Source organism: Thermophagus sp. OGC60D27 (assembly GCF_052400625.1).
Taxonomy (GTDB): Bacteria; Bacteroidota; Bacteroidia; order Bacteroidales; family Marinilabiliaceae; genus Thermophagus.
Genome location: NZ_JBQTGH010000007.1, coordinates 172,754 through 195,842 on the forward strand (window position 1 = coordinate 172,754; position 23,089 = coordinate 195,842).

At 43.8% G+C, this 23,089-nt stretch carries 18 protein-coding genes; 11 read left to right on the plus strand and 7 right to left on the minus strand.

Annotated elements, in window-relative coordinates; all coding sequences use genetic code 11:
- Positions 1 to 122: 122 nt before the first annotated feature.
- Positions 123 to 3,485: a ligand-binding sensor domain-containing protein gene (locus ACT29H_RS10420; RefSeq protein ID WP_444821569.1), complete on the plus strand. Its 3,363-nt coding sequence runs from the start codon at positions 123 to 125 to the stop codon at positions 3,483 to 3,485.
- A 24-nt stretch (positions 3,486 to 3,509) separates the two neighbouring features.
- Here ACT29H_RS10420 and ACT29H_RS10425 read toward each other — a convergent pair whose 3' ends face one another.
- Positions 3,510 to 5,258, minus strand: a complete 1,749-nt coding sequence (locus tag ACT29H_RS10425) for a response regulator (RefSeq protein ID WP_444821570.1) — start codon at positions 5,256 to 5,258, stop codon at positions 3,510 to 3,512.
- Between the two features lie 275 nt (positions 5,259 to 5,533).
- Here ACT29H_RS10425 and ACT29H_RS10430 point away from each other — a divergent pair, with 275 nt between their 5' ends.
- On the plus strand, positions 5,534 to 6,379 hold the full coding sequence (locus ACT29H_RS10430) for a hypothetical protein (RefSeq protein ID WP_444821571.1): 846 nt from the start codon (positions 5,534 to 5,536) through the stop codon (positions 6,377 to 6,379).
- A gap of 23 nt (positions 6,380 to 6,402) precedes the next feature.
- Here the strand turns inward: ACT29H_RS10430 and ACT29H_RS10435 are convergent, their stop codons facing one another.
- Positions 6,403 to 7,521 (minus strand): adenylate/guanylate cyclase domain-containing protein, encoded by a 1,119-nt coding sequence (locus ACT29H_RS10435; protein ID WP_444821572.1) that lies wholly within the window; start codon positions 7,519 to 7,521, stop codon positions 6,403 to 6,405.
- Between the two features lie 553 nt (positions 7,522 to 8,074).
- Here ACT29H_RS10435 and ACT29H_RS10440 point away from each other — a divergent pair.
- From ACT29H_RS10440 to ACT29H_RS10450, 3 genes are all read left to right on the plus strand, one after another.
- The gene (locus tag ACT29H_RS10440; protein ID WP_444821573.1) at positions 8,075 to 8,434 is read left to right on the plus strand and encodes a DUF4870 domain-containing protein; all 360 of its coding nucleotides are present in this window, start codon (positions 8,075 to 8,077) and stop codon (positions 8,432 to 8,434) included.
- A gap of 272 nt (positions 8,435 to 8,706) precedes the next feature.
- The gene (locus ACT29H_RS10445; protein WP_444821574.1) at positions 8,707 to 9,162 is read left to right on the plus strand and encodes a hypothetical protein; all 456 of its coding nucleotides are present in this window, start codon (positions 8,707 to 8,709) and stop codon (positions 9,160 to 9,162) included.
- Positions 9,163 to 9,166: 4 nt separating this feature from the next.
- The gene (locus ACT29H_RS10450) at positions 9,167 to 9,868 is read left to right on the plus strand and encodes an aspartate/glutamate racemase family protein (protein WP_444821575.1); all 702 of its coding nucleotides are present in this window, start codon (positions 9,167 to 9,169) and stop codon (positions 9,866 to 9,868) included.
- Positions 9,869 to 9,915: 47 nt separating this feature from the next.
- On the opposite strand, the gene ACT29H_RS10455 is transcribed toward ACT29H_RS10450, so the two are convergent.
- From ACT29H_RS10455 to ACT29H_RS10475, 5 genes are all read right to left on the minus strand, one after another.
- Positions 9,916 to 11,226, minus strand: coding sequence for an NAD(P)/FAD-dependent oxidoreductase (locus tag ACT29H_RS10455; protein WP_444821576.1), 1,311 nt, complete (start codon positions 11,224 to 11,226; stop codon positions 9,916 to 9,918).
- 140 nt (positions 11,227 to 11,366) lie between these two features.
- Positions 11,367 to 11,639 (minus strand): hypothetical protein, encoded by a 273-nt coding sequence (locus tag ACT29H_RS10460; RefSeq protein ID WP_444821577.1) that lies wholly within the window; start codon positions 11,637 to 11,639, stop codon positions 11,367 to 11,369.
- Between the two features lie 88 nt (positions 11,640 to 11,727).
- On the minus strand, positions 11,728 to 13,059 hold the full coding sequence (gene mtaB, locus ACT29H_RS10465) for a tRNA (N(6)-L-threonylcarbamoyladenosine(37)-C(2))-methylthiotransferase MtaB (RefSeq protein ID WP_444821578.1): 1,332 nt from the start codon (positions 13,057 to 13,059) through the stop codon (positions 11,728 to 11,730).
- 48 nt (positions 13,060 to 13,107) lie between these two features.
- Positions 13,108 to 14,469, minus strand: coding sequence for a tRNA (N6-isopentenyl adenosine(37)-C2)-methylthiotransferase MiaB (gene miaB / locus ACT29H_RS10470; RefSeq protein ID WP_444821579.1), 1,362 nt, complete (start codon positions 14,467 to 14,469; stop codon positions 13,108 to 13,110).
- 549 nt (positions 14,470 to 15,018) lie between these two features.
- Positions 15,019 to 15,687, minus strand: a complete 669-nt coding sequence (locus tag ACT29H_RS10475; protein ID WP_444821580.1) for a ferredoxin--NADP reductase — start codon at positions 15,685 to 15,687, stop codon at positions 15,019 to 15,021.
- Between the two features lie 1,055 nt (positions 15,688 to 16,742).
- Between ACT29H_RS10475 and ACT29H_RS10480 the strand changes: the two genes are divergently transcribed.
- The 6 genes from ACT29H_RS10480 to ACT29H_RS10505 all read left to right on the plus strand — a co-directional run bounded on the left by ACT29H_RS10480 (position 16,743) and on the right by ACT29H_RS10505 (position 23,060).
- Positions 16,743 to 17,903 (plus strand): AI-2E family transporter, encoded by a 1,161-nt coding sequence (locus ACT29H_RS10480; RefSeq protein ID WP_444821581.1) that lies wholly within the window; start codon positions 16,743 to 16,745, stop codon positions 17,901 to 17,903.
- A 181-nt stretch (positions 17,904 to 18,084) separates the two neighbouring features.
- Positions 18,085 to 19,449, plus strand: coding sequence for a histidine--tRNA ligase (gene hisS / locus ACT29H_RS10485; protein WP_444821582.1), 1,365 nt, complete (start codon positions 18,085 to 18,087; stop codon positions 19,447 to 19,449).
- Positions 19,450 to 19,500: 51 nt separating this feature from the next.
- Positions 19,501 to 19,923 (plus strand): hypothetical protein, encoded by a 423-nt coding sequence (locus ACT29H_RS10490; RefSeq protein ID WP_444821583.1) that lies wholly within the window; start codon positions 19,501 to 19,503, stop codon positions 19,921 to 19,923.
- Positions 19,924 to 20,011: 88 nt separating this feature from the next.
- Positions 20,012 to 21,250, plus strand: a complete 1,239-nt coding sequence (hemA, locus tag ACT29H_RS10495; RefSeq protein ID WP_444821584.1) for a glutamyl-tRNA reductase — start codon at positions 20,012 to 20,014, stop codon at positions 21,248 to 21,250.
- A 140-nt stretch (positions 21,251 to 21,390) separates the two neighbouring features.
- Positions 21,391 to 22,314 (plus strand): hydroxymethylbilane synthase, encoded by a 924-nt coding sequence (gene hemC / locus ACT29H_RS10500; RefSeq protein WP_444821585.1) that lies wholly within the window; start codon positions 21,391 to 21,393, stop codon positions 22,312 to 22,314.
- Between the two features lie 23 nt (positions 22,315 to 22,337).
- On the plus strand, positions 22,338 to 23,060 hold the full coding sequence (locus tag ACT29H_RS10505; protein WP_444821586.1) for a uroporphyrinogen-III synthase: 723 nt from the start codon (positions 22,338 to 22,340) through the stop codon (positions 23,058 to 23,060).
- Positions 23,061 to 23,089 lie beyond the last annotated feature (29 nt).

Here is a 23,089-nt window from a genome sequence, read left to right on the forward strand (position 1 = left end):
ATTGCATCCCCGGTTTTTTATTGAAATAATATTCCTTTTGTCAGCTTTTTTTTATTTTCGTAAAAGCAATGGTTAATTTTTGTCGAACCTGTTTTTTTTATTCGTAAATTCCGCGTCCCGGAGTGCATAGGCTTCTGGGTAACGATTATTATTATGGCGAAGTGAAAAAATATTTTATATACCTGACTCTACTCCTTCTTCCCCTGCATATTGAATTTGCCGTTGCCAAGACGGGAGATGACGTGCCTAATTTTTCCATCAAAGATGGTTTGTCCAGTAACTCGATTACAGTTATTTTTCAGGATTCCTTTGGCTTTTTATGGATTGGAACCGAAGACGGACTAAACAGGTATGACGGATATGAATTTGTGACTTTCAGACATAATCCTTCCGATGAAAATTCCATCTCAGGCAACCATATTTTAGCCATAACACAGGATAAAAAACAAAATTTGTGGATCGGAACTAAAAATAATGGACTCAATAAGTTGGATTATGCCTCCGGTAAGTTTTCAACTTTTTTAGCCCATCCGGATTCTTCCAATTCCCTGCCCGAAAATGGAGTTTTCGGATTATTGATCGATAATCAGGGGCGTTTATGGGTAAAGACGCTTTCTTATCTTTCTTTATTTAAGGGGGATTCGGCCGGTTTTGAGAATTACGGCCATTTTAGCAATGTGTTTAATTTATCCGAATCATCCAGATATCCCATTATCCAGGAGTCGGACTCCTTAATTTTGGTCGGGACAAAAGATGGTTTGAATCGGTTCAATATTGCCAGTAAAATATTTACCAGATTTACTGAGCGCTCTGATGACGGATTTTCCTGTAGGAGTACTATTTACGACATTTTACCTCTGACCTATCAAAAATACCTGGTTGCATCCTCTACCGGATTGGAATTAATGACGATTGGGGAAAAGCTGGAGTTTGATGCTCAATTCTCCTTTTTTGACAATCGAGACTTTACGGTTCAAAAACTTGTGAATGGAAATAACGGAACTCTTTTTGCCGGTACAAGTCGAGGTTTGAAAATCGTTGATGCAGTTTCAGGGAAAGAGCTCGAGTTCCCGGACCCCCAAGGACGCAAGATTACGAAGCATATTACTTCCATTTTTCAAGACAGGTCGGGCATTTTTTGGGTTGGAACTTTGTTTAATGGGCTTTATAAGATTGATCTTTCTCCAGCTAAATTTCATACTTTTCCTTTTTCGAATTCCGTGGTTCAGGACGAATTGAATTCCTTCAATTTTCAGAGCGTCTGCCAGCATGAAGACGGAAGTCTTTGGTTTGGGACTCCGGATGCAGGGATTTACCGATTCTTTCCTAAAACCAATCGAGCAAAAAAATATAAGGTGCCCGGAAGGAATGAACGTGAAGATGGTTCTTTGGGGGTCTATGTGTTGTACGAAGATAAGTCCGGAAAACTATGGGCGGGAACCAACAGCGGCCTGTTTTTTTATGAGGGGCTGTCCGACCAGTTTGTGGCCTTTGATAACCACTTGGAATTTGGCATTGAAAATCTGTTGAAAACAAATCACATCTATGCCCTTCAAAACGATTTGGATGGTAATCTTTGGGTTGGTACCCGGTTTGGTTTATATCGGATCGATGGTCAAAATGTATTTAGCTATTTTTCAGATAATAGAGAGTCAAACGGTCTGCTAAGTGATCATATTCATGCGCTTTGTCTCGATGAACGAGGCAATTTGTGGATCGGAACTTCGGAAGGGCTGAACTATCTGGATCATGAATCCAAGCAATTTAGGAGAGTTGATTTTCGTGGGATGAACGGAAACAAGTTGAGAACATCGGTTCTATCCATTAATCTCTCTTATCAGGGAAAAATATTGATCGGAACCCGGTCGGGACTATGGGAATTGGATGCCCCGAATGCAAGGCCACAAATGGTGCCGGGATATGCCGACCTGAGCAATGACGTGATTAAGGCGGTGGTTGCCGATCATACCAACCGGATTTGGGTGGCTACCAACAAAGGGATTGCCTGTCTCAATCCCGACGGAACAACCTTTAACTTTGACGTTCGTGATGGGTTGCCTGATTATGTATTCAACAACAACAGCGTCTATAGAAACAAAGAGGGAACACTATTCTTTGGTAGTGCAGATGGCTTATGCTGGTTCCATCCCGACTCACTGAGTTACAACCTGACCAAACCGACACCGGCATTTACCCGGATTTCCGTTACCGAAAAAGGAAATAAAAAAACTAATCTTTGGACAAACCGGAAACTTCTGGAACTTCGTTACAAGCCATTTACCGATATAGAAGTTGAATTTTCCGGACTTGAGTTTACCCACCCCTCAAAAAACCGTTATAAGGTTTTTCTTGAAGGATATGATTCGGGGTGGCGGCCGGTAACCTTTGAAAACAGAGTTTCTTTTTCCAATTTGTTGCCGGGAGATTATACCCTGAAAGTGATCGCTTCCAACAATGATTTTACTTGGAACAATGACCCTCTGGTGTTACAGATCAGCATAAAACCGCCCCTTTGGATGTCCAATTATGCTTTTGCATTCTATTTTTTGGTGATAATTTTTGTCATTCATATCTTCATTAGTTATCGAATTCGGCATTACCGAAAAATGAATCGAGAGCTGCAGGAAAAAACCGTCAATAAAAAGCAGATTGAAGATCAGCGGAAAGTGCTTACACGGATAAATCTGAGTTTAACCGACAGTATTAATTATGCCCGACGAATTCAGCGGGCCATGCTGCCTTCTGAACATGCTTTTTCAAAAGTTTTCCCCAAGTCGTTTGTCTACTTGAGAGCAAAGGATATCGTGAGCGGTGATTTCTTTTGGTTCTTTGAGAAAGGAGATAAAGTCTTTGTGGCCGCCGTCGATTGTACCGGCCATGGCGTTCCCGGTGCTTTTATGTCGATTATAGGGATGGATTTACTGAAAAATGTCGTGGAATTTCAGGGGGTAGAATCGCCATCCAGAATTTTGGAGATCATGAATGGGGAGCTTATCCGGACCCTTCATCACGACCCTCCTTCGCTCACCGACGGAAATGTTAAAGATGGCATGGATCTGTCGCTCCTGGTTATTGATCGAAAGGAGAAAAAGCTGACTTTTTCCGGGGCTTATAACGGTTTTTACTTAATACGAGACAACGAACTTCATAGTTATAAAGGCGACCGCTTCCCCGTTGGTTATCTGAAGGATGATGAATTGCCGGTGTTTACGGAGAAGGAGTTACCATTAAAACAAGAGGATGTTATTTATCTTTTTTCGGATGGTTTACCCGATCAGTTTGGTGGTCCCAATCGTAAAAAGTTTAAATACAGAAGATTCCGATTGCTTCTGCTCAACCACCATCAACTGCCTTTTTCGGAGCAAAAATCCATCTTACACCAAAAAGTAGAGGAATGGATGAATGGAGAAAATGAACAGATCGATGATATGCTGGTCCTGGGATTTATGCCTCTGGAAGGTTTTATTGCCGGGGAAACGGAATAATTCTTTTGGGGGCTCAAATGATACCTATAGGTGTCGTTCTATCATTTTTAACAGATCTTCCGGTTGGAACGGTTTGCAGATAAAATCGTCCATGCCGGATGCCAGACAACGTTCCTTGTCTTCCTGAAAGGCATTGGCTGTTACAGCAATTATCGGTGTGTGGGAATCGGTACTCTGCTCTATTTCCCGGATTTTTCGGGTCGCCTTCAGACCATCCATTAGAGGCATTTGAATGTCCATGAGTATAAGGTCGTATTTCATCCGTCCGAATTTGGCCAATACCTCTTTGCCGTTGGATGCCACATCTACTCTTTTTACCGAATTTTTAATGTATAGCTGGATGATTTGCTGATTGCTTAAATTATCTTCCGCCAACAGTATATTGGCATCTTGCAGAGCCTTCCTCTGACTTGGCGTTCGTTCATTAAAAAAAATCTTGGGTTTTATCCGAATCTGTTCACCGATTGCTTCAAAATTATCATAAAAGGTGGAGGTAAACTCAAAAATGGTTTTATGGCCTTCCGGATGAATACGAAATGTTTTACCTTCCGATTCGATAATCTTCAAGGTTATGCCAAGGTCCAAATAATCGATGATGCGGCTATGGTTAATCCTGTCAATGTCTTTAGAGTTGAAGAATCCTTCTTCCGAGAGGACGGAATGACTGATCGGAATCGTCATGTTGGAGAGCACCCTGAACAACAATTCTATTTTGCCGGGCATTTCTTCCATCCGTTCCACTTCAATGGTAACTGTTCTGTTGGTTTGGTGGTTGTGATTAAGGATGCTGTTGAGAATGTTTAATAATATCTGTTTTATTTTTATGTCATTGCCCCTTAGTGTGTTGGGGATATCTGCCGCTAATATGAGATTGAACCGGAGCTTTTTCTTGCCTGAACTTCTCGAGAATAGCCGGACAGTATTATTCAGCAATGTATATAGGTTAAAATTGATAATTCTTTCCGGCTCCTGGAGTACGGTTTGAGAAGAAAAAACCAGGTTGTTCACAGCATCGATCAGATTGTTGGCGGAGGCCCGGATGGTATTGAGGTAGTCCTTTTGTTTTTCTTCCATCGGGGTGCTTTCCAAAAGTTCAAGGATGCCGGTTATGTTATTTAGAGGAGTCCTGATCTGATACGATAATTTGTTGATTAAATTTTCCTGGGCCCTGTTTTGATTGTCGGACTCCAGAATTTGTCGTTCTTTTTCCAGCGATACTTCCGAACGGATAAACTGAATCGTATACCCGATAAAAAAAGAAATTACATAGGTGGTGGTTAAAAAGATTTTTTGGCCTGTCGTATAGGACGCTATCCAGGAATAGGGACTGACGGGAATGAAAAAACAGATGAATAGGATTACTAAAAGGGATAACGACCAATATCCCCCCCTTTTTCTTCCCGCAATCGTTAATGACAACAGTGGGAAAAATACCGACCAGTATCCATCAAATCCTGTATTCCCCCCCGTGATGAACAAACCCAAAAATGTCAATGACAATAAAATGAGTACCGAAATTTGTCGGGGTAATTCCTTTTGGGTTTTGAATAAAAAGTAGGTGGCAGCAAACAGTAACACCAGAAATAGAAGAAAAGCTGCCAGAATCAGATTCTCATTAATAAGGGAAAAGATTCCCTGTATGAGGGTGGCAAAGAAAAATATAAAATGGGTAATATTGGTCAACAGTAACCTGGTCCCGGACTCCATATCTGTTTGATCGTCTCTGTCGGGAATAAACTGGCTGATTATCTGGTTGAAAAACTGTGCAAACATCTTTTGGGTCTTTTTCTGTCGGTTGAGGATTTCTCCTGAAAAGCAGGGTGTAAATTTTTACTTTTTAAAATAGGAGTAGCCATAACGATTGGTTAAATATCGGAAATTTTTTGTTTATTTAGGGCGGATGAATGGCATAACATCTAATCTTTATTGAGTATTAAAATGAACTGTTCATGGCCCGGTTTTTCGTTAATTGTATTTGGTTGGTTGCTAGGTTGATTCATTCGAAACTTTTGGATTCAATAAGTTAAATTAATTATATACCAATAAAAATGAAACGACTCTCTTTATTGTTAGTGCTGATTTCATTTCAGCTGATTGCTTTTGCTCAGGAGCATGTTCCGGAATTGAAAGATTATCAGAATTTTGCTAAAAGCAAAACGCTGGTGCTGTTGGAGAAGAATCCAATGAGTGACTTTAATCTGGTTATCCGGAAGGTGATGAAAAACACCTGGACGCTGACTCCTTACGAATTTATTGATGATGCTGAATTTGAAGCCTATCGGAATAATTCCAATTATTCTTTTTTGATGATTACCATTGCATCGTTTGACAAAGACCGCACAAAAGCCAGGTACCGTTTTCTGAGTTTGCTCAGGGCCGAACGGGGAAAAAGCGTCCGTGATATGCCCGATCTCTGTTCCCTTCCGTTGAGCTATGTCCAGGTGGAAGACGATAATTATAGTTATAAGATTGAAGCCTTCTTGAGGTTTATGCAAAATCATGTTCAATTGATGTTGGACCATCCCGAATTGATCGGAAGCGATCCGTTTAAGTATTACAACAAAAAGAAAAAAGAGGAACTGGCTCAAAAAACGCTTTTCCTTGTTAAGGACGATTTGGCCCGAGATATTGATACCGAGGCTGAGATTAGGGCTATTTATCCTCATGATTTTAAAATTGTTACCCGGGAAGAAGTGGCACAAGCCATCCGTGATCACTGGGAAGACGTTGTCTTTTTACATAAAGTGGGCCCCGAAAGTACACGTATCAGAGCACGAGTTTATAAAGTATTGGTGGGAGCCGGTGAACCTTCAATTTATTACTTCGATTATCAAATGATGAAAAAAGCTCAGGATGATGCGTTTCAGGCCAAGGATCTGAAAAAGATCCGCTAGTTGTCTGAACCCATGGCGTAAAATTAAAGAATTTCCGAGCCGGAATGTCGTCTGGATATATGTCCATTCGATGTTTCCGGTTTTTTTGGTTGATGCAGATAATACATCTCGATCATTCCTTTGCCTTTGACTCTTTGCGGAACGCGACGTACAAAGGTGTAGTGTGGCTCCAAGAGCTTTCTGGTCGATTCGCTGACGTTGATTTGCATGGGCCCGCCATATGCTTGCATTCGGGAGGCCATGTTTACGCTGTCCCCGAAAATATCATAGGATAGATTGTGTTCGCTGATAAAACCCGCAATAACATTTCCGGAACTAAGGCCTATTTTGACTTCCCACTTAATGGTGTTGGTCCGGTTTCGCTGCGAGATAAAGTCACGCATTTCATTGGCCGCTTTGGCGGCCCTGAGGGCATGTTCTTTTGAATTGCTAAACAAGCCGCTCGCAGCCATATAGGCATCTCCTATGGTTTTTATTCTTACACAATTGTATTTTTGGGATATTTCGTCGAATTTGGTAAATAGCATTCGCAACTCTTCCAGTAATTTGCGGGGAGACATTCGCGTGGCTTTCTCCGTGAAGTTGACCAAATCTGCCATCAGAATGGTTACATCCTTGTAGGGACGGGGTTGGATGACAACTCCCTGAATGAGTTTTTTGGCAATTTCAGCCGGAAGAATGTTCATTAATATGTTTTGGGTCTTTTTTTGTTCCTCTTCCAGTTGGTGGGTCCGACTTTTTAATTCCCGGAGAGTATTGGCCAGTGTCATTGCCGACCGAACTCTCGCAATCAGCTCTTCCGGTTCAATAGGCTTTTTTACATAATCAATAGCTCCCGCTTCCAGAGCTTCTTTTACTTTGTTGGAGCCGGTAAAACTGGAGATGATAATTATTGGAATATCTTGTGTCTTAGGGTTTTGTTTGAGGTTTTTTAAAGCGTCCATGCCCGATATTTCTGGCATTTCCCAATCCAGGAGGATGAGATCAGGACGGTTTTCCATCGCCAGACGACAAGCTTCGTATCCGTTGCCGGCCCTTAAAAATTGAATATTTTCTTTTAATGAAGACAGATGCGCCTCAACAAATTGAGCGATGCTGTCCATGTCGTCGGCAATCAGTATGGTTGGTCGGGCTGAAGCCATTTATTTAGGGTTTTAAGGGTAACAAATATATAGTTTTGTAATAATAGTTGTCGGAAAATATTTATCTTATTTTATTCTAGTTGTCTCTATCTTTGACGAATGCATACTAATATATAGACGAATGGATTAAATGTGTTGAGTAATGGATATTTTGATATTGTTAAATTGTTAAGTTTTTATTGATGGTATAATTTCTTTTGTATATTTTAAGTGATGCCAATATGCTGAAGGGGGTGTGTTTTGGTTGAATCGTCTTTGGCCTTGATTGTGCCAGCTCAGGTATCAATTGGTTGGGTGAGCGAAAGGCGAATATTGGTTTAATATAAAATTTAACAGACCAAAAGCAGAGGATGCATCCATTTTCTGTTTATCTTTGAATAAGCAGCCCTTATGAATGTTTTTTTGAGTCCTAATCTGGTGCATCAGATGGTTCTATGTAGGCAAGGCGTATAAGGCTTTGATGCAAACAATCTCTTGGCTTGGAAAATAGCATGGGGCGCGATCCATGAACGCGTTTATCATTGAGTTTAATGTCAAACAATTTTAAGTAGAGATGGAAAAAATTTTTTCTTCAAAGACCACCGATGAAAGAAACTGGGGAATGTATTGTCATTTGGCGTCGTTTGCCGGATTAATAGTTCCTTTTGGTAACTTGCTCGGCCCACTGATTGTGTGGCTCATAAAAAAAGATGAATATGCCTTTGTGGAACAGGAAGGTAAAGAATCCTTGAATTTTCAGATTACGGTTAGTATAGCCACCCTGATTGCCGGGTTATTAAGTGTTGTCCTGATTGGAATTCCTCTTTTGATTGCAATTATTATCCTGGATTTTGTTTTTGTGATTAAGGCCATTATGGCCGCCAACGATGGACGATCTTATCAATATCCTTTTAATCTCAGATTGATTAAGTAGTTGCTGCCCCGTATGGTTGAGAAGGGCTTTGCCGATGGTGAAGAACAACTCATTGATCGGCCATTTTTTACAGAGGTAAGCATCCGTCAACTGATAAATCATTAGGCATTTTATCACCATTTTGGGCAGGTTGCTGCATTCATGAGGTGATACAACAGACCCTGAAATTTTCGTTTCGCCGGATAAGGAAGCTGATAATAAAGGATAAATTTGTCCTTTATTGTCAGCTTCCTTATTTTTGTCCTAATATTAACTGCAAATCAACAAATCATATGAAGTTATCTCTCTTTATTGGGGCCGTAGTGCTGATGTTTTGGGCCGGAGCCGTTTGCGCCATTAGTTTTATGGAGGCCTGGATAAAATTCCAGGCCCCGGGCGTCACGCTGCCCATCGGTTTGAGTATCGGGATGCGGGTTTTTCGTGCGCTTAATCTGGTTGAATGGATCCTAGCCACCGGATATGTGGTGGTAGCCATCCGGGAATTTAAGGGGCTGAGCAATGGCATAAAATGGTTTTCGGGGGTGGTGCTGGTAATTCTCATTATTCAAAGTTTTGCATTATTGCCATCGCTTGCCGAACGCGCCCTGCGGATTATTGATGGAGAAACGCTGCCCGCATCGCCATTGCATATTATCTATGTGGTGCTGGAGCTGATTAAGGTCGTTTCTCTGGTCATTCTTTCTTTTAAGTGGTTTTTGAATGCCAACAATTCATGTTTAAAATCCTGAGGTTATGAAAAAGATCGGTTTGATTGGAGGATTGGGGCCGGAATCCACCGTAGAGTATTACCGGGGAATTATTGATGAATTCAAAGTCATTAATGACGGTTCGCTAAACTATCCCGACATTATTATCTATAGCGTCAATATTTCCAAATTCATCGGTTTGGTTAGTGCCGGAGAAAACCATCAGGCCATTGATTATCTGTTGACCAAGCTTCACATGCTGGAAAAGGCGGAACCTGATTTTTTGGCATTAACGGCCAATACACCGCATCTGTTTTTTAATGAATTGCAAAAAAAAGTGTCGTTGCCACTGGTTAGCATTGTTGAAGCCACTGCGGCAGAAGCTCAACGGCTAAAACTACGTAAACCGGCATTGCTGGGAACCGCGGTGACGATGAATTACCCCTTTTTTGATGAGCTGTTTAAAACGATGGGGATGCGTGTGGTGGTTCCCGGCGAAGCAGATAAAAAATATCTGAATCAGAAACTCTTTTCGGAAATAGAACTGGGCATTTTCAAGGAGGAGACGCGGGAAGGTATCCTGACTATTATTGATCGTATGAAACAAACCGATGATATAGATGGCATTATTCTGGGATGCACCGAATTGCCATTGATTCTGCCACAAAACGCCTACCGGGGACTGCCGGTTCTCAACACCACTCAATTGCACATAAAAGAAATTGTAAAACGGTCTATCCACGGATAGCGGAAAACTTAACTGGTCCTTGATGATTGCACATCTTAAAAAACCACTTAAGCCGGTTTTTCCCGTTTATTGCCGGATGGTCCGGGTGGGGTTAAGATCAGACGTAACGACGTGTTTTTGGTAATATAAAGCCAGCCCCAGTTGATGAAAATGATCAGCTTGTTCCGAACGCTTAATATTAACATCAGATGTAAAAACATCCACACCAACCAGGCCGGATTGCCTTTGAATTTCATGAACGGAAACTCTACCACCGCTTTATTCCTGCCGATGGTGGCCATTGTCCCCAAATTCACATATTCATAATCTTTTAGTGGTTGGTTGCGAAGGTGACGTTTCAGGTTTTTGGCCAACAGCTTTGCCTGATTGATGGCTACGTTGGCCACCTGGGGATGCCCCCTGGGATACTTGGGCGTTTCCATGTAGGCAATATCTCCAACCGCAAATAGGTTGTCGAATCCTTGTACCAGGTTATGACGATCCACTTTTATGCGGTTGCCGGCAACTGTCACCTCGGCAGGTAACCCTTCTATGGTACGGCCGGTGACTCCGGCAGCCCAGATGACGTTCTTGGCCTTAATTTGATCTCCCGTGCTGAGCGTTAAGGTCTGCCCGTCATAATCTTTTACCAGCGTGTTGGTTTGCAGAATGACGCCCATTTTTTTGAGATAGCGGGTGGCTGCCTCGCCCGATTGCGGACTCATATTTCCCAGAATACGATCACTCCCTTCGATCAGTCGGATGGTGAACTTGGAAAAGTCCACATCATGATAATCTTTGGGTAGAATCTCATTCTTTATTTCGGCAAAGGCGCCGGCCAATTCTACGCCGGTGGGGCCGCCGCCGACAATGGCCAGATTTAACAGACTCTCCCGTTCTGCTTTGGGGGCAGCCATCACGCGTTCGAAGGTCTGCAATATATGATTGCGAATGGTGATGGAATCATAAGTCGTCTTAAGAGAGAACGTGTTTTTCTGAATGTTTTGGTTGCCAAAATAGTTGGTTCTGCAGCCAATGGCAATTACCAGATAGTCATAATCAAAATCACCAATGTCGGTGGTGATGGTTTGATTCTGAGGATCAACCCGGAGTAATGAGGCCAGACGAATCTGAATATGTTTCTTGCCTTTGAAGATATTCCTAAAGGGAAACGAGATACTGGCCGGCTCTATTTGCGAGGTGGCAACCTGATAAAACAAGGGCTGAAACTGGTGGTGATTGAGGCGGTCTATCAATAAAACATTGAAAAGCCGATGGTCCAGATTACGGGCAAGCTGAAGACCGGCAAAGCCGCCCCCCACGACAATGACTCTTTTTTTTTGAACCGATGGGGTGTTCCGACTAGTGGTGCTCATCATATTATGTAAGAATTATAAATCTTGCTCAATGACATTGTTTTCGGGAGACTTTCCCGACCAGGCATCGGGTCTATGATCCCCAATAAATACGGTCGGTTTATTCTATTGATGATTGCCGGCCCCAAAGAGTGTCCTTCGGGTTAAAGTGCCAAAACCCCTTCGATGGCCGTGGCCTCCTGCGTAATTTTTACGATGTCGTCGGGGGTGTGCATCTCTGCCTGGCAGGTCACCGCCACGTAATGAAGGCTCCTGGTATGGTTGAACGAGACTTTCCCTTTCTCCGGTAGCAACGAAACCACCTTATCTACTTTGCCGTACTGGTTCGGTACGATGAATTTGAACATATAGAGTTGGGGCCATTCCCGTATATCGTCCAGTAACCTTCTTAGTCCTCTGTAATCCTTTAATGCCATATGGTGTTGATTGATTGCTAAAAAAAATCGTTAAAAAAAGCCTCTTAAATCAGAACTTCTCAAATCTAACGGTCCTTAAATCTAAATTCTATAATTCCATCGATCTATTCTCCAAAGATAGGGCATCTCCCGATAAAATGCATTTATCTTCGTAATAATCAATGTTTTTTGCGGCTACTGTTACAAACGTGTTCTTTTTCAGATTTTTGGATTGTAGCCTAAAAGGAATGTAATGCTCCCCGTATCCGTGTGCCCATCCGTTTTGATCCGTTTTTTCAATCAGGACGCGCTGTCGTTTCCCGATGAATGATGCGTAATAATGTTCTTTGTTTTTTTGGGAAAGTTCTCTTAACAGGGCCGACCGTTCATTTTTGATTGTTTCCGGAATATGGTCCTCCATGCGTTCGGCGCGTGTTCCTTTTCGAACCGAGTATTTGAAGGTGTGGACGTGGCTGAAGCCAAAGCGTTCGACGGCATCCATGCTGGCGGCGAAATCTTCGTCCGTCTCGCCGGGAAAACCCACAATCATGTCGGTGGTGAAATTAAAGTCGGGACGAATGGTTCTGAACCGCTCCAGAATAGAGGAAAAGAGTTCCAGGTCGTACATGCGGCGCATTCGGAGCAAAATCTTGTCCGAACCGCTTTGCAGACACAGATGCAAATGGGGCGTCAGTTTGGGATGGGTAAAGAGATCATAAAAGCCGTCGCCAAAGCCATCGGGCTCAAGCGACGATATCCGCACCCTGAAATCGCCGGGGATCTCCAGAATGGCTTCCAGAACATCTTCAAAGGTCTTATTCTCCCACCGGTAGCGACCAATGTTAACGCCCGTTATTGCAAGCTCTTTAAAACCATTATCCAGTGTCTGTTTTACCGTTTCCACAATTTGCGGGAGGGGACGGCTCACGGCTCTGCCTCGTACCGTAGGGATGATGCAAAAAGTGCAGAAATTGTTGCAGCCATCTTGTATCTTGATGGCACTGCGGGTATGAAAACTTTTATCTACCGCACTGAAACGAAACACATCGCTCTCAAAATCGGAAGGATGGATGATTTCGCCCTTCATGTGCGCATCTACCAACTCCAGAATGTTGCCTTTGCGATTGTTTTCCACCACATAGGTGATTTTCTTTTCGCTTTCGAGTTGTTCTTTGTGGTTATTGACCATACAGCCCGTGGCCACCACGATGGAGCCGCGGTTATTTCTGACGGCCTGGCGGATGAGGTTGCGCGACTTCTGGTCGCTCTGATTGGTTACCGTGCAGGTGTTTACCACCACCACATCGGCCTTCTCTTTAAAATCGACGATCTGATAGCCTGCTTGGTCAAATTGCGATGCCAACGCATCGGTCTCGTACTGGTTCAGACGGCATCCCAGCGTTTTAAACGCTACCTTTCTGATATTTTCGTGTTTCATCATGCTTTCTTCTTCTGTTGGTGTGGTGATGTCTTTTGTGAACGGCTTGGATCAAGCCGGATAATAATCCGTCGTTACCGGATTTTCTTTTAATTCCCCGCTGAGGGACATGTCGGCGGCGGATGTGATTTTTACATCCACCATTTGTCCGTTCAATTGGGGGAGGTATCGATCGAGACGAACCGTTATTTTTCCTTCGGTTAACCCGTTGCTGAAACCTGTTTTGCGGTCACGGCCGGTGACGAGCACCCTGAGGGTTTTCCCAACCAGGCTTTCGTTGTATTGCCGGGTATGTTGTTTCATGGCTTCCGACAAGCGGTGGTGTCGCTCTTTTTTTACCTCCAGGGGAATCTCATCGTCCCACCGGTAACTGGCAGCGCCGGGCCGTGGCGAATACATGGCGATAAAGGCCATGTTGAACTTAAATTCTTCCACTGCCAACAGCGTGTTCTGAAAGGCGTTTTCATCTTCGCCGGTAAACCCAACAATGATGTCGGTAAACAAGGTGGCGGTGGGCAATAGTTCGCGAATATCTTTGACAATCTGGCGATATTTTTCCATGGTGTGTCGCCGGTTCATTTTGATTAGGACTTTTTCGTCGCCACTCTGCATGGGCAGATGAATTTGTTTGGCCAGACACGGATATTGCGCAATCACTTCGATCACCTCCCGGGTCATATCGTGTGGGTGTGGAGAGGTGAAATAAACCCAGAATTCCTTTCCCGAGCGGTTGCCTAATTCCCCGATCTCCTGCAGCAATTGGGCGAAGGATATTTCAGCTCCCTTTTTATCCAATCCGTACGAATTTACATTTTGTCCCAGCAGGGTGATGGATTTATAACCTTTATCAACCAGTTGGGTGATCTCTTCCAGTATTTCCTCCGAGGGGCGCGATACTTCTCGTCCTCTTGTATAGGGTACGGCACAGAACGTGCAAAATTTGTCGCACCCGTTCTGAATGGGTACAAATGCTTCAAAAGAGGAGTGGTATTTGGGTTTTATGCCCCACAATCCCAAGATATTTTTGTTCTTGGGCATCAGGGGTTCGGGAGGGCGTACCGATGCCTCGTTGACCACGCCATAGTTACGAATCATATCGGGCAGTTGCGACAATTCGCTCATGGCAAAGATGATATCGAATTGCTTCAGGAATTTCTCCTTGTCGGCCGGAAGGATGCAGCCCGAAATAAAGGTGATCAGGTTACGCCGGCTTTTCCAGCGGTTCCAACGGGCGATCTGGTTATAAACCTTGTCGATGGGTTTTTGGCGGACCGAACAGGCCAGCATGCCCAACAAATTGGCTTCTTCTTCCTTTTCGGTTCGTTCGTAACCCATACTTTCCAATACTGCACTTACTCGCTCGCTGTCCGCTATGTTCATCTGGCAGCCTAATGTTATGAGGTGATACTTCATTCGTATATAATTTATTTAACTCATTGGCCGAATGGAACTCGCATGGCTTAATAAAATTTATAAATGCTCTTTTGTGGCAAAAGTTGCCATGCTCGTTTCATTCGTATAAATTTTACTTACTTCATTGATATGTTGATTCTAAAAGTAGTCATTAGTGGTTGGTCTTTAGTCACTCGTAGATTAACACCAATGCCTGTTCACTTCTTCTTTCTTCTGCCTGTTCACTTCAGTTTTTGTTTTTTATCCATGTTCTTTTGCTCAAACCGGATGTTGTCGTGCTCGTTGCATCACCGAATGTCATGCCTGCGGCATCAAAAAGACCTGACCATAGGGTGTCCCCACTACCGGTTGGGCTTCGTCAGAAGCCACATTATGGAAGAATCTTCAATCTCGTTATCTAACGACCTAACGACCTAATAACCTAATAACCTATTGACCTATTGACCTATTGACCTATTGGCCTAACGACCTATTGGCCTAATGGCCTAATGACCTAATAACCTATTGACCTATTGCCCTATTAGCCTAACAGTCCTTCTTCCCAAATATTTAAAAATAAACTTCACAATGTATTTGTTCACGGCTGAAACCTTTCTCTTTCAGAATGTCCAAGGCATCGAAAATCATATTGCTGTTGCCGCAAAGGTAAAATTGAGTATTGGGTTCAAAATCAAGTTTTTTCAGGTGTTTGGTCAGGCGCCCGTGCACCGCTCCGGTCTCATCACCCGAGGTGCAAAGGGTATAACGATCGGGATGATAGGCTTCTTTGTCGTAGGCTTCATTTCCGTATCTGACACCGTGGATGATCCTGTAATTAAGATTGGGATAGGTACGCACCATGCTTCTGTATGGCGCAATACCTGTTCCGCTGGCAATCAACAAATGCGGACAGTGATCCGCTTTTGCGGGGTCTATAACAAATTCACCGAAGGGCCCATCCACCTCCAGTGGGTCGCCGGGCTTCAGACGTGACAGACGACGACTGAAATAACCCTCTTTGACCACTTTGACCAGAACTTCCAGATACTGGTCGTTTTCTCCGCTGTAGATGGAATATTCCCGGCTTTGGGTGTCGCCGGGGATGGCCAAAGTAATGTGCTGGCCGGCACGAAAACGAAACCCACGGGCCGGCATCTTCAACGAAAATGTTTCATCGGTCAGCCAGCGCAGGGACCAAACTTTGTGATAACTTTGCTCTGTGTCAATAACCTGCAGCATGATTGAAAAATAATTCTTTGGGCCACAAAGATAGTGTTTTTAGGAATAAAGGATGAAGAAGTCCTGAATCATTTTGTTTTGTTCTTTCTCTTCTTTCATTAACTTCGTAACACACCGATGCCGAAAATTCCAGGTTTTGGTCGGGAGACTGCTTCTTACCATTAAGGTTCCTCTCTTTTGGATTTAATAGAATGGGAGGAATTTTTTATTTTAGGATTTTTGAATTGTTGGGTAATAACAATAAATTTCCGGAAATGGTGAGAATTTTTCGGGCATAATGAAAATTTCTCGGGCATGGTCAAAATTTCCCGGGCATGATGAAAATTTTCCGGGCATGATGAAAAATCGACGGGCATGATCAAAAATTTTCGGGCAAGATGAAAATTAGACGGGCATGGTCAGAAATTAGCGGAAATAATGAAAATTTGACGGGGATGATCGGAAATTCGCGGTGAAAACGAAAATTTTCCGGTGAAAACGAAAATTTCTTGGTGAATATGAAAATTCGACGGGGATGATCAGAAATTCGCGGTGAAAATGAAAATTTTTCGATGAATACGAAAATTCGACGGGGATCGTCAAAAAAAATCGGTGAAAACGAAAATTTTGCGGTGAAAATGAAAATTTCCCGGTGAATACGAAAAATTGACGGGGAATGTGAAAAATTCGAGGAGAAAACAAAGAATTTTCAGTGATCACGAGTGTTTTTCCGAATGATTGATAAGCATGGCGTGAGCATAAAAAATGGGGTAGGCGTCGACATTTCGATGTGCTCAGGTTTAACCCGAAAAATGCATTAGAAAATCTATTACGAATTAAAGTTGCTGCCAATCAAGTCGCAAGCTAACTTGTCTCCATTCACCATAGCGATGCTATGCCTTATTTCAACAAGTTCTTGATTGATTGCACTTTTAATTTTCATGACGAAGTTTTAATGCATAATTCGGGTTTAATAGAATGGTGGTATCGAGTGAATTAACCTAATATTATACTGGTGAAAATTTATTCAACAAACAGGAAGATCAGAAATTAAAACATTCAAAACCAGACTAAATATGAAAAAAGGAATGGAAACCCTACGTTCGGAGAGAAGATATTTATTGGCCCAACGTGTCAGTTACAGTTTGCTGGCAATCATACTGTTTGTTTACGGCCTTATTGCCATTCGTGACTTTTTGTGGCCCATTGCTTTTGGATTTTTACTGTCCTATCTGTTTTATCCGGTTGTTCGTTGGCTAGAGCGGCACCGGGTTCCGCGAATATTGGCCAATTTCATCGCCATCATTACCGGTTTGGGCATTTTGGCGAGTCTGGGGTTGTTGGCCTTCAGCAAAATCTCCTCGGTGGCCAATGATTTGCCGGGGTTGGCGGAGGCGGGGATGAGAAAACTGGCCGATTTTGTTTCGGAGATGAGTGCCCATTTTGGTTTTGACCGTCAGGAAACCAAGAGAATTATCAAGGATCAGGTGGAGAATATGATGTCGTCGGGCGGGCAATACTTTCAGAATATTTTTAATTCTACGGCCAGTACCATCGTTAGTTTCGGTCTTCTGCCGGTCTATCTTTTTCTGTTTTTGTTTTATCGCTCCAAGTTTGCCCGTTTTCTGATGATGAATTTCGGACGGGAAAACCGGCAGAAGGTGATATTAATACTGAGAGAAGTGTCTAAAGTTTTTGTGCGCTACATGGCGGGAGTGCTGATGGTGGTGGTTATATTATGTGTGGTTAATTCGTCGGGGCTGATGATCATTGGGTTTCGTTATCCCATTGCTTTTGGTATCATATCCGCGCTGTTCAATTTTATTCCCTATTTCGGGACGTTGCTGGGCGGAGCTGTTCCTTTGCTTTTTGCGCTGATAGGGGAAGGGGATCCTTCTCTGGCATTTCGGGTGGTAATCCTTTTTGCCATTATTCAATTTATCGATAACAATATTCTTACGCCCAATATTGTAGGAGGTAATGTTCGGGTGAATCCGTTTTTTATCATTACCGGTCTGTTGGCCGCGGGGTTCATATGGGGCATTCCCGGCTTGCTGCTTATTGTTCCCTTTCTGGCCATAACCCGAATTGTCTTTTCTCATATCGATTCCATGAAGCCGTTTGCTTTTTTGCTGGGCGATCAGGGTACGGCAAAACACTCACTAACCCTCGACAAGATAAAAAGCCTTTGGAGGCGAATATTAAGAAAAGAGTCTTCCGCCGGGTCGGGGAAGTAGTTGTTGCGGAATGATCAATGGTAATAGTTTGTTTTTCAGTATTTCGGGAGGTTTGAAGACCTTTGGGGAAATGGTAGGAGGGCCATGAGTTGGCCGGTAATGATCGTCAATTTTAAAACTATTCTTCTTCGCCCGTGAATAATTCCTAAATTTGCTGCCGAATTAAAACAGAAAGAATAAAATGGCCAAAAAACCATCCATTCCCAAAGGGACCCGTGACTTCTCGCCGGCCGAAATGGTACGGCGCAACTATATCTTCGATACCATCAAAGGCGTATTCCGTAAATATGGCTATATGCCATTGGAAACGCCCGCTATGGAAAATCTGGATACCCTCCTCGGAAAATATGGCGATGAAGGGGATAAGTTGCTTTTTAAAATTCTGAACTCGGGAGATTTTCTGCGTAAAGCCGATGAAAATCTGCTGTCTGCCAAAGATGCCAACCGTTTAACCGGTCAGATTTGTGAAAAGGGACTGCGTTACGATTTGACGGTTCCATTTGCTCGGTTTGTGGTACAACATCAGGGCGAACTAACCTTTCCTTTTAAGCGCTATCAGATCCAGCCGGTGTGGCGTGCCGACCGTCCGCAGAAAGGACGATACCGTGAATTCTTCCAATGCGATGTGGATGTGGTGGGAAGCAATAGTCTGCTCAATGAAGTGGAATTGATTCAGATTGTGGATGAGGTCTTTCAAAAATTGGGAATCAGGGTGGTTATCAAGCTCAACAACCGAAAGGTGCTGGCAGGTATTGCCGAAACCATTGGGGAAGCAACCCGGCTTACCGATATTACCGTGGCCATTGACAAGCTGGAAAAAATTGGTCTCGAAAAAGTAAATGCCGAGCTTGCTGAAAAAGGATTGTCGCCCGAAGCCATTGATAAATTGCAACCTATTTTGTCGCTGAGCGGATCCAATGATCAGAAACTGAATCGCCTGCAGGAAATATTGGTGGCGTCGGAGACCGGCCTCAAAGGCGTCGGGGAAATTAAAGAAGTACTGAATGTATTGGAAGAACTGAAAATAGCCACCGACGTAGAATTGGATTTGACGCTCGCGCGTGGTCTTAACTATTATACGGGAGCCATCTTTGAGGTAAAAGCCCTCGACGTGGCGATCGGAAGCATCACCGGCGGTGGCCGATATGATGATTTGACCGGTATTTTCGGTTTGAAAGAGGTCTCTGGAGTGGGTATTTCGTTCGGTGCCGATAGGATCTACGATGTGATGAATCAGTTGGATCTTTATCCGCCCGAAGTAACGTCTACTACTCAGCTGATGTTTGTCAATTTCGGGCAACGCGAAGCACTTCATTGTCTTAGCCTTGCCGGACAATTGAGAGCGCAGGGACTGCGTGTGGAAGTGTTTCCCGATAGTGCCAAGATAAAGAAACAGATGAATTATGCCCATAAAAAGAATATCGGGTTTGTGGCACTGGTGGGTGAAGAAGAGATTAATAACGGAACCGTTACCCTGAAAGATATGAATAGCGGGGAGCAGAGATCCGTGACACCGGAAGAGATTCCGGGTTGTATCGGAAAGTAATCGGCTGGCTTTCTCCTTTTTCTTTTTTCTGCCTGTTCAAAATTACTATCTTTGTTTTTTCAGGCAAATGAGCAACCTATATCGAAAATGTTTTTAGTTGGCATAACGGGTTCTTTTCTTCCTTATCTCTTTGTATTGGGCATGGTGTTTATTTGTTCTTTGGATGCACCGGTCCATTGGGCTGATTATGCTTTGAATTGCGGAAACGATCCGTTGCCAGCACATCATCCCGAACTATTGCCTGTTGATACATCTGAGGGTTCGGATTATTGGGCTTCGGTCAATGAGATTGCAGAATTTTCTTTAAAAAAGTGTGACCGTAAAGAAAAAGGGAAAGCGCTTCTGAAGCGGATGGTTTGCTGTCCTGTTCAATCGGTGATATGGAAGATCCGGTTGAATCAAAAAGATTTCCTGAGCAGTCGTCTGGCAAAGTTTTATTGGTCCGGACTGTCACCTCCCCTCCAATATTGTTAGGAATAACTTCATGCAACTTGAAGGCGTAACCGGACAATCGGCCGGTTGAAGTCATGTCAATATTTAATATCCAACACCATGTTTCAATATGATTGGAATTATCGGATTAAGTCATAAATCCGCCCCGCTGGAGGTGAGGGAGCGGTATGCCTTTAACAACGAAGACATTGAAAAATTATCGGCATCTATTCTGGAACATGAGCAGATAGATGGAATTTTAATATTATCCACCTGTAATCGTACTGAACTCTATTTTTCGGCCCGCACCCAATGTCTTAGTGGTGCCATAAAGCTGATCAATAATAGCTTGTCGCAGTTTTCAGGCGATGAAACCATTAGCAAAGAATATTTCTACCATTATTTCAAACGCGATGCGGTGGTTCATCTTTTCCGGCTTATCTCCGGTTTGGAGTCTATGGTCTTTGGTGAATATCAGATTGTTTCACAGATTAAGGATGCCATGGAATATGCCCGAAAACTGGGTACCATGGATAAAGTTCTGAATCGTCTCTTCATCAAAGCGCTTGAGGTCGGAAAAAAAGTGAGAACACGGACCGGGATCAGCAGGGGGGCCTTCTCGGTGAGCTATGCCGCCGTGGAAAAGTGTCGTGAACATTTCTCCGACCTGCAGGAAAGAAAAATCCTTTTAATCGGTGCCGGGGAAACGGGTGAGCTGGTTGTAAAAAATCTTTATAAACGCGGATGCCAGCATATTTCCATTGCCAACCGAACCCTATCCAAGGCCCAACAGCTGGGCGAACGCTTCCATGCCAATATCGTCCCTTTCGAGCATCTCGCCGCTGCCATCCCCGAAGCAGAAATAGTAATTACTTCCATTATCGGTGAGTATTATATCAATCCGTCGCTGATCGGAGAGAAGGGCCCCGACCATAAAGTGATGATGATCGACCTGGGGGTCCCCAGAAACATCGATCCTCAGATGGGAGCCTTGAAAAATATTCGTCTGCTCAATATTGATGATCTCAAAAAGGTGGTGGTACAGAACGAGGAGAAAAAGAAAAGTTACTTCGATACGGCTGAACAAATCATCGAAAACAAAACCGATGAGTTTCAGGAATGGCTGGCGACCCTCAAATTATCTCCGGCGATCCAACGCATTCTGTCTTCGGTTCAACAAGTCAACAGCGAAGGCATCGACACCTTTCGTTCTTCCAAATCGGAGGATGAGATTGAAATTATGAAGAGTTACGGGCAGCACCTATCCGATAAACTGACCAGAAAGTTGATCAAAAATCTTAAAAGCACCACTCAAAACGGACAAAAAGAGGAGTTGATCCAGATCATTAATCGGCTCTTTGAGTGGTAGGAGACAGGCCCTGGGTGAAGATTTAAGATGATTAGATAGTAGGTTTAAGATTCTAAGATCCGGGATTTAGGCTGAGAAGGGAGCGATGGATTAATCAAAGCAATAAAAAATAATTTTGAATTTTTGGGGTGTACAGGATAATGACTAAAGAGACCATAAACATAGGAACCCGAAGCAGTAAGCTGGCCCTCTGGCAGGCCTATCAGGTAAAGGATGCGTTGGAACACCGCTATCCCGGAATGGAAGTCAATATTGTTCCATTTAAAACCAAAGGGGATGCAGTTCTGGAAGTGGCCTTATCTAAAATTGGTGACAAAGGCCTTTTTACGCGCGAAATAGAAAATGCCTTGTTGGATGGCGATGTTGATATAGCCGTTCACAGTCTGAAGGATCTGCCGACCCAATTGCCCGATGGGTTGATGCTGGGAGGTGTCCTGCCGCGTGGAGAAGTCCGTGACGTGCTGGTGTCGCGCGACGGTAGAACCCTGAAAGAGCTGACGCCAGATGATCGGATCGGAACGTCGAGTCTTCGTCGTCAGGCGCAGATTTTACACCGCTATCCTGAGCTTAAGGTGGTGGATATTCGTGGTAATGTGCAGACGCGTCTTCGCAAGATGGAGGAAGGCGTGTGCGATGCCCTGGTGATGGCCGGTGCCGGTTTTATCCGTCTCGGTCTGGAGGCTAAAATAACAGCGTTTCTCGATCCCGATGAAATATTGCCGGCGGTGAGTCAGGGCGCTGTGGCCATGGAAATACGCTCGGCCGACCCTCGTGTGGAGCCTTTAGTAAAAGCGATTACCGATCAACCTACCTTGCTGGCAACAGAGGCGGAGCGCGCCTTTCTCAATACCATTGAAGGCGGATGCCAGGTGCCGGTGGCTTGCTACTCGCAATTCATGGATCACCGCATCAGATTTACCGGAATGGTGGCCTCGGTGGATGGAAGCGTTTTGTTGCGCGAGTCGGTGGACTGTTTGCAGGAAGAAGCCAATGCGGCCGCAGCGCAACTGGCTGTGAAATTGCTGGAAATGGGAGGACGACAAATACTTGAGGAAATAAGATAAGTCCAATTGATGAATGTCCTGATATGGAAAAAGCACCTACCATCATTACCACATGGCCTTGGAGGACCGGCGATCGTTTCCGGGAGGTGATGAATCGTCATGGAATCTCTGTTTTGTCTTTTCCGATGATAGAGATACGTGATTTGTCCTTCCGGTTAAATCGTGGTTTGGAGGCGTATGATTGGGTTGTTTTTACCAGTAAAAATGGAATTCGCGCTTTTTTGAAGCAGCATTCTTTTTCGAAAGCAAATAAAATAGCCGTACTGGGTTCGGGAACGGCCTCTGTTTTAAGAGATAATGGTTATGAGCCGGATTTTGAGGGTAGCGGACAGTCGGGCGTTCTATTTGCCCGGGAATTGAACGGCGTAATTGGTTCGGGGCAAAACATCCTTCTGGCCCTTGGTAATTTGGCGCCCAACCGGTTGAATGAGGCTTTGGAACCTAAAAACCGGGTAGAGCGGGTCGATGTATATGAAACACGAAAGCCCAATAATATTGATAAAGATATTTTGAAACGCGTTATGGCGGATAATTACAGTTTAATTGCGGTAAGTAGTCCTTCCGGGATTAAAAACCTGGCAGCATTGACGAATGACAAGTTAACGCGTCCCTTGCGGGTGATAAGTATCGGTGAGACGACGTCGGATGCGGCCCGCCGGTTGGGAATAGAACCCCTGTCCACAGCACGGGAGCAGAGTTATGAGGGAATGGCCGTTTGTGCATTGCAAACCATTAAAAATATGTAGCGACGGATCACCATCCGTCGGTCCGTAGA

Excerpts from the sequence above, each read along its gene's own strand:
- ACT29H_RS10425 (WP_444821570.1), bottom strand. The coding sequence starts at position 5,258 with ATGTTTGCACAGTTTTTCAACCAGATAATCAGCCAGTTTATTCCCGAC.
- ACT29H_RS10430 (WP_444821571.1), top strand. The coding sequence starts at position 5,534 with ATGAAACGACTCTCTTTATTGTTAGTGCTGATTTCATTTCAGCTGATT.
- ACT29H_RS10435 (WP_444821572.1), bottom strand. The coding sequence starts at position 7,521 with ATGGCTTCAGCCCGACCAACCATACTGATTGCCGACGACATGGACAGC.
- ACT29H_RS10440 (WP_444821573.1), top strand. The coding sequence starts at position 8,075 with ATGGAAAAAATTTTTTCTTCAAAGACCACCGATGAAAGAAACTGGGGA.
- ACT29H_RS10445 (WP_444821574.1), top strand. The coding sequence starts at position 8,707 with ATGAAGTTATCTCTCTTTATTGGGGCCGTAGTGCTGATGTTTTGGGCC.
- ACT29H_RS10450 (WP_444821575.1), top strand. The coding sequence starts at position 9,167 with ATGAAAAAGATCGGTTTGATTGGAGGATTGGGGCCGGAATCCACCGTA.
- ACT29H_RS10455 (WP_444821576.1), bottom strand. The coding sequence starts at position 11,226 with ATGATGAGCACCACTAGTCGGAACACCCCATCGGTTCAAAAAAAAAGA.
- ACT29H_RS10460 (WP_444821577.1), bottom strand. The coding sequence starts at position 11,639 with ATGGCATTAAAGGATTACAGAGGACTAAGAAGGTTACTGGACGATATA.
- mtaB (WP_444821578.1), bottom strand. The coding sequence starts at position 13,059 with ATGATGAAACACGAAAATATCAGAAAGGTAGCGTTTAAAACGCTGGGA.
- miaB (WP_444821579.1), bottom strand. The coding sequence starts at position 14,469 with ATGAAGTATCACCTCATAACATTAGGCTGCCAGATGAACATAGCGGAC.
- ACT29H_RS10475 (WP_444821580.1), bottom strand. The coding sequence starts at position 15,687 with ATGCTGCAGGTTATTGACACAGAGCAAAGTTATCACAAAGTTTGGTCC.
- ACT29H_RS10480 (WP_444821581.1), top strand. The coding sequence starts at position 16,743 with ATGAAAAAAGGAATGGAAACCCTACGTTCGGAGAGAAGATATTTATTG.
- hisS (WP_444821582.1), top strand. The coding sequence starts at position 18,085 with ATGGCCAAAAAACCATCCATTCCCAAAGGGACCCGTGACTTCTCGCCG.
- hemA (WP_444821584.1), top strand. The coding sequence starts at position 20,012 with ATGATTGGAATTATCGGATTAAGTCATAAATCCGCCCCGCTGGAGGTG.
- hemC (WP_444821585.1), top strand. The coding sequence starts at position 21,391 with ATGACTAAAGAGACCATAAACATAGGAACCCGAAGCAGTAAGCTGGCC.
- ACT29H_RS10505 (WP_444821586.1), top strand. The coding sequence starts at position 22,338 with ATGGAAAAAGCACCTACCATCATTACCACATGGCCTTGGAGGACCGGC.